Here is a 6060-nt window from a genome sequence, read left to right as displayed (position 1 = left end):
CGATCGCACAGGCGCAAAAAAACTTTCGGCGAGCACCTGCCAGCCCCACTCAATCACATGCGAACCCCCTCCCCCACAAGCCTCTGTGGAAGAGGGCCCGCTGCCTCAAACCGACTCGTCGGCCGCCCGCGTCCCTTCCTGCAGCAACACCATGCTCTGCGGCGACGACAGCGCGATGCCTTCCTCGCGCAGGCGCCCGAGAATGGCGAACAGCAGGTCGCTGCGCGCGCCCGATACCTGACGCGGCCCGGCCACGTAGCCGCTGGCGCTGAGCACCATGCCGCTGGCGGTCAAATCCTTGAAGGTTACCGACGGCGCCGGGGCATCGAGGATCGCCTCGTGGTCACGGTAGGCCTGCAGCAGCAGCTCGCGCACGTGGTTGGCATCGGTCTCCAGTGGCAGGGTCAGGGTCACACCGACCACCCCCAGGGCGTTGGCCATGGTCACGTTGCGCACGTTCTGGGAGATGAACTGCGAGTTGGGCACGATCACCGTCGAACGGTCTGACATCTGGATCTCGGTGGCGCGCACGTTGATGCGCCGGATGTCACCCTCCACCCCCGCCAGGCTGACCCAGTCGCCCACTTTCACCGGACGTTCGGTGAGCAGGATCAGGCCGGAGATGAAGTTCTGCACGATCTGCTGCAAACCGAAACCGATACCCACCGACAGCGCACTGACCACCCAGGTCAGGCTGGTCAGGTTGATGTGCAGGGTCGACATCACCAGCATGGCCAGGAACAGGAAGCCCAGGTAGCCAACCAGCGTCACCAAAGAGGCACGCATGCCAGCGTCCATGTCGGTTTCCGGCAACAGACGCTCGCTCAGCCAGCGCTTGACCACTCGGATGGCGAACAGCCCGCCGAAGAAGATCGCCAGCGCCAGGAAGATATCCTGGGGCACGATGTTCAGATTGCCGAGGATCTTGCCACCGCTACCATCCCAGTCGGCCAGGCTCAGCAGCAGCTCGCCGGGGCTGGTGCCCGAGGGCATGAAGGCCAGCAGCGCAGCGATGAACAGCAATACGGTCCGACCGATACCGGCCAGCACCGTGCTGGCCTGGGCCTGGTGACGCTGCTGCAGGCCTAGCGCCGAGGCCAGCGCCAGCCCACCGGGCTGACGCGGCGACAGCAAGGTTTCGCAGAGGTCACCGAACACGGTCACCAGCAGGTAGGCGCACACCGCCACGACGCTGATCCACAGCAACTTGGCGGTCAGGAAGTAGGCCAGGGTGAGGTAGCCGGTGAGCAGCGCCAGCAGGATCGCGATGACCCACACCACCACCACGAACGGGATCAGACCCGCCAGGCCCGCCGGGCGCTCCAGCCCATGCTGGCGGCGAGTGCGGCGATAGCGCACCAGCACAGCGACGAACAGCAGCGATACCACCAGCGCGGTCAGGCCGTTGGTGGCCAGGGTCAGTGCCAGGCTGGTGCCGATGACGCTGTTGATGCGCTCCTGGGTCAGCAGCAGCACCAACGCCAGGGCCAAGGCCTGCGGGAACCAGCCCAGGGCGCTGGCCACTTCGTCGGGTATCGGCGGCAGGCGCCAGGACGGGCGCTGCAGCATCAGCATGGCGCGGCCCAGGCCAGAAATGAAGGCGCTGAACACCACCAGGGTGAGGACGTGGTTGGTCAGGCTGGCCAGATCCGCGCCCAGCTCGGCACTGCTTTCCAGACCCCAGCGCAGCAGCGACACGGACCCGGCGATCGTCGCCAGGGTGGCCAGCGCCACACTCAAGGCCAGGGCGCTGCGGCGCAAGCGGCCTTCGGGCAGCCAGCGGATCATCGCGTCGGCCAGCAGGCGCTCGAGCACCTTGCGCACCAAGGTCCAGACCAGCACGGCAGCGACCAGCGCGGTGATGAACAACCAGCGGTGCTCGGCGCTGAGAGCACTGGCCACCGCATCTGCCGCCTCGCCGCGCAGGTCGCGCAGGCGCGCCACGTCTTCATCGGTAGGACGGATCAGGCTCGACCAGAACGCCGGGCTCAACGGGCTGGCGGCGCGGCTGGTGATCTGCGAGTTGAACAGACTGCGGCGCAGGTTGACGATCTGGGTAGACAGGTCACGCGCCGACTGGGTGAGCTGGGTAGCTTCGGTCTGCTCGGCCACCAGGGCCTTTTTCTGCTTGTCCAGTTGCTGGCGCTGGCGCGTCAGGCTCTCGGCCTCCTCGGGCTGCACCGGCCCGAGCACATTGAGCTGATCATCCAGCCGGGCGACATCCGCCGTACGCTGCGTGGCCAGGGCATCGGCCTGGCGCTGAACCTGCAGCGCCGACTGACGCAGTTGCGAGAGCAGATCGTCATTGGCATTGCTGGTCACGCCCTGGCGGATCTGGTCGAGCCGGTCGCTCAACTGATCCAGGCTGGCATCTTCGTCCAGCACCTGCTGTTCGGCAGCGGCCAGGCTCGATACCGGCGTGGCCGGTGCGGACCAGGCAGGCATCGCCACCCACAGCAACAAAGCCAAAATTCCCACGTAAAAACGCTCAAGGCTTACACGCCTCATCGAAATCCCCTCTATACAGCTCGACAGGCGAAGGATTCTACGCTGCCGCGACGATCAGGTGATGACCGTTTCTCGCGCCAGCAACTGACGCTTGCGTTCCACGCCCCAGCGATAGCCACTGATATCGCCGTCACGCCGTACCACTCGGTGGCAGGGAATTGCCACGGCAATGCGGTTGGCTGCGCAGGCCAGGGCTACGGCACGCACCGCCTTGGGTGCGCCGATACGCTCGGCGATATCGCTGTAGCTGACCCGGCCGCCCGCCGGTACCTCGCGCAGCGCCTGCCAGACACGCTCCTGGAACGCGGTGCCCTGTACATCGAGGGGCAGTTGCAGCCCCAGCGACGGCTGCTCGACAAAACCCACCACCTCGGCAACCAGGCGCTCGAAAGCGGGATCACCACCGATTAAATGGGCCTTGGGGAACTGGTCCTGCAGCTGTTCGAGCAGCGTTTGCGGGTCATCGCCGAGCAGGATCGCGCAGATGCCGCGCTCGCTTTGCGCCACCAGGATCGCCCCGAGAAAGCACTGGCCAAGGGCAAAACGAATGGTCGCGCCCACGCCGCCGGCCCGGTACTCACGCGGCTGCATGCCCAGGCGCTGGCCCGCGCTTGCATAGAAGCGACTGTTGGAGTTGTAGCCTGCGTCGTAGATCGCGTCGGTGACGCTGCCAGCCTGCTCCAGCCCTTCACGCAAGCGTCGGGCACGAAAGGCCGAGGCATAGGCCTTGGGTGTGAGGCCGGTTTCGGCCTTGAACAAGCGGTGCAGGTGAAAGGGGCTGACACCCAGTTCAGCACCCAGCTGCTCGAGTTGAGGCGAGCTGTCGTGGGATTCGATCAGCCGGCAGGCACGCGCAACCAGCGCGGTACGCCTGGCGCCAGGGTCGGCGAGGGTTGCCGTACAGCGTTTGCACGGACGGTAGCCGGCGGCTTCGGCAGCGACGGCATCATCGAAGAACTCGACGTTTTCGCGCTTGGCCATGCGCGACTTGCAGCCTGGCTGGCAATAAATGCCCGTGGTGCGCACGGCATAGACGAAGTGACCGGCCGCTTCTGGATCGCGGGCCTGGACGGCCTGCCAGCGGGCGGCATCGGTGTTGTACGGGGTGGCTGGCATGGGCGGGGCCTCTGGGGTGATTGGTTGTCAGCGTGGCAGGTTCTGTTGGGCTGGGCTCTCCGGTTCTTGCGGGGTTATTTTGTGCCGGCCTTTTCGCGGGCAAGCCCGCTCCTACAAGAGCCAGCACACCCTTGCCCGCGAAAAGGCCCCGCCTCAAGCCCGCCACAGATACCAGGCCGCCACCGTCCGATAAGGGCTCCAGACCCCGCCCAGCGAGCGCATCTGCGCAGGCGTCGGTGCCTTCTCCAAACCCTTCAGGCGACGGTATCCCTCGCGCACCCCGAAGTCATCCACCGGCAGGATGTCCGACCGCTCGAGGCTATAGATCAGCAACATCTCCACCGTCCAGCGCCCCACGCCACGCAAGGCCACCAGGCGCTCGATCAGCGCCTCGTCCTTCATCGCCAGCGCCTCCTCGCGCCCGGGCACTGCCCCTTCGAGCCGAGCCTGAGCGATGTGCAGGATGCTCGCCAGCTTGCTCGCCGAGAAGCCACAACCGCGCAACACCTCGGGGTCAGTGGCAAGCAACTGCTCGGGCGCAGGAAACGCCACCTGCGGATACAACGCCAGCAAGCGCCCGAGTATCGCCTCGGCCGCCCGGGCATGCAGTTGCTGGTACGCCACCGCCCGCACCAGCGCCTCGAACGGCTCACGCCCAGGCGTAGCGCGGTGCAGGCACGGCCCAACCGCGGCGATATGCCGGGCCCAGTCCGGGTCCAGCCCGCTGAGGAAGTCGATCGCCTGCTGATAGGCGTGCGGCGAGAGATCGGCATGGATCATGGCACGTTACCCGTGGAATGAGCTGAAAGCCCCATGTTAGACCAACCGTTCATCGCAAGATCGCCGAATCTTGCGCGACAAATTCCTGGTATGCCATTGCTCCGACAGCATTGCCCCGCATAGAATTGAGAACTATTCACAGTCACCTCCTCACTTCTTCGCAACCAGGGCCGCAGCCACGATGCAGATGAACGACATGCTCAAGCCTGCCGAAGTCGATCTGCTCTACCAGGCTCACCACGCCTGGCTGCGCGGCTGGTTGCGGGCACGGGTCGGCTGCCGGGAACATGCCGCGGACCTCGCCCAGGACACCTTCGTACGCCTGCTACGCGCGCGTCAGGTTTCACCGCTGAAAGAGCCGCGCGCCTACCTCAGCAGCGTCGCCCGCGGGCTGATGATCGATCAGTTCCGGCGCCGTGCACTGGAACGCGCCTATCAGGAAAGCCTGGCCTGCCTGCCCGAAGGCGAAGCGCCCAGCGAGGAGCATCGCCTGGTGATCCTCGACACCCTCGAACGCCTCGACCGCGCCCTGCAACTGCTCAAGCCGCGGGTGCGCCAGGCATTCCTGCTGGCCCAGCTCGATGGCCTGAGCATCCCGCAGATCGCCGCGCACCTGAAAGTGTCCCGGGCCACGGTCGAGCGCGACCTGGCCCGGGCGCTGGGCACCTGCTATCGGTTGCGCTATGCCGACGCCTGAGCGCATCCCTGCCCAGGCCCAGGTCGATGAGGCGATCGACTGGCTGGTGAAACTGCGCTTCGACGATCCATCGGCACACCATCAGCAGCAATTCCAGCACTGGCTGCACAGCCATCCGCACAACGCCCTGGCCTGGCAGCGGGTCAACAGCCTGGGCAACGAACTGGCCGGCCTGCCTCCTGACCTGAGCCGGCGCACCCTCGAGGGCAGCCAGCGCCAACGCATGAGCCGGCGCAACAACCTCAAGCTGTTGGTCGCATTCGCCGTTGCCGGCGGGGCTGTCTGGACCGCACGCGAGCCCCTGGGCCTGCCAGCGCTGATGGCCGACAGCCGCACCGCGACCGGCGAGCGCCGCGACTTGCAAGGCAGCGATGGCAGCCGCATCCAGCTCAACACCGCCAGCGCCATCGACCTGCGCTACAGCGCCGACCAGCGCCTGCTGACACTGATTCGCGGCGAAGTCAGCCTGGACAGCAATGCCAGCGACAACCGCACCTTTCACATCGACACTGCCATCGCCGACATGGACACCCGTAACGGCCAGTTGCTGCTGCGCGAGAACGACGACGGCCTGCTGCTGGCGGTTCGCCGTGGCGAGGTACTGCTGTTCCCCTCCTCCGCTCGCCCACGGTGGGTGAAGACCGGCGAGGTGCTGCAGGTGAGTGCCTCGGGGCAAACCGAGGTGGCGGCCCTGCATGGCGACCCGTGGGGCTGGACCGATGGCGTGCTCAGCGTGCAGCAGATGCCGTTGGGCGAGTTCGTGGCCGAACTTTCGCGGTATCGGCCGGGGCTACTCAGGTGCGCACCGGAAGTCGCCGGGCTGAAGGTTTCCGGGACTTATCACCTGGCAGACACCGATCAGATCCTGCCGTTGATCGCACGAAGCTTGCCGGTACGCATCGACTACCGCACGCGCTACTGGGTGAGCATCGACCTGGCCTGATCCCCGGGCGTTTGGC

The 6060-nt window shown here is 66.3% G+C and carries 5 protein-coding genes; 2 read left to right on the top strand and 3 right to left on the bottom strand.

Annotated elements, in window-relative coordinates; all coding sequences use genetic code 11:
- Positions 1-105 precede the first annotated feature (105 nt).
- The 3 genes from APH44_RS26195 to APH44_RS26185 form a co-directional block, all read right to left on the bottom strand.
- On the bottom strand, positions 106-2508 hold the full coding sequence (locus tag APH44_RS26195) for a DUF3772 domain-containing protein (RefSeq protein ID WP_054895231.1): 2403 nt from the start codon (positions 2506-2508) through the stop codon (positions 106-108).
- 54 nt (positions 2509-2562) lie between these two features.
- The gene (gene ada, locus APH44_RS26190; protein WP_054895230.1) at positions 2563-3624 is read right to left on the bottom strand and encodes a bifunctional DNA-binding transcriptional regulator/O6-methylguanine-DNA methyltransferase Ada; all 1062 of its coding nucleotides are present in this window, start codon (positions 3622-3624) and stop codon (positions 2563-2565) included.
- A gap of 153 nt (positions 3625-3777) precedes the next feature.
- Positions 3778-4404 (bottom strand): DNA-3-methyladenine glycosylase, encoded by a 627-nt coding sequence (locus tag APH44_RS26185; RefSeq protein ID WP_054895229.1) that lies wholly within the window; start codon positions 4402-4404, stop codon positions 3778-3780.
- A 181-nt stretch (positions 4405-4585) separates the two neighbouring features.
- Here APH44_RS26185 and APH44_RS26180 point away from each other — a divergent pair, with 181 nt between their 5' ends.
- Together APH44_RS26180 and APH44_RS26175 are read left to right on the top strand one after the other, a co-directional pair.
- Entirely contained in the window at positions 4586-5101 is a 516-nt protein-coding gene (locus APH44_RS26180) for a sigma-70 family RNA polymerase sigma factor (protein WP_054895228.1), read from the top strand.
- Positions 5088-6044 (top strand): FecR domain-containing protein, encoded by a 957-nt coding sequence (locus APH44_RS26175; RefSeq protein WP_054895227.1) that lies wholly within the window; start codon positions 5088-5090, stop codon positions 6042-6044. Before APH44_RS26180 ends, APH44_RS26175 begins: the two co-directional genes overlap by 14 nt.
- Positions 6045-6060: the final 16 nt, after the last annotated feature.

Origin of the sequence: Pseudomonas sp. NBRC 111143, assembly GCF_001320965.1 — a bacterium.
Lineage (GTDB): Bacteria > Pseudomonadota > Gammaproteobacteria > Pseudomonadales > Pseudomonadaceae > Aquipseudomonas > Aquipseudomonas machongensis.
Note: the sequence above shows the minus strand (reverse complement) of the source record. Positions and strands in the feature narration are given on the sequence as shown.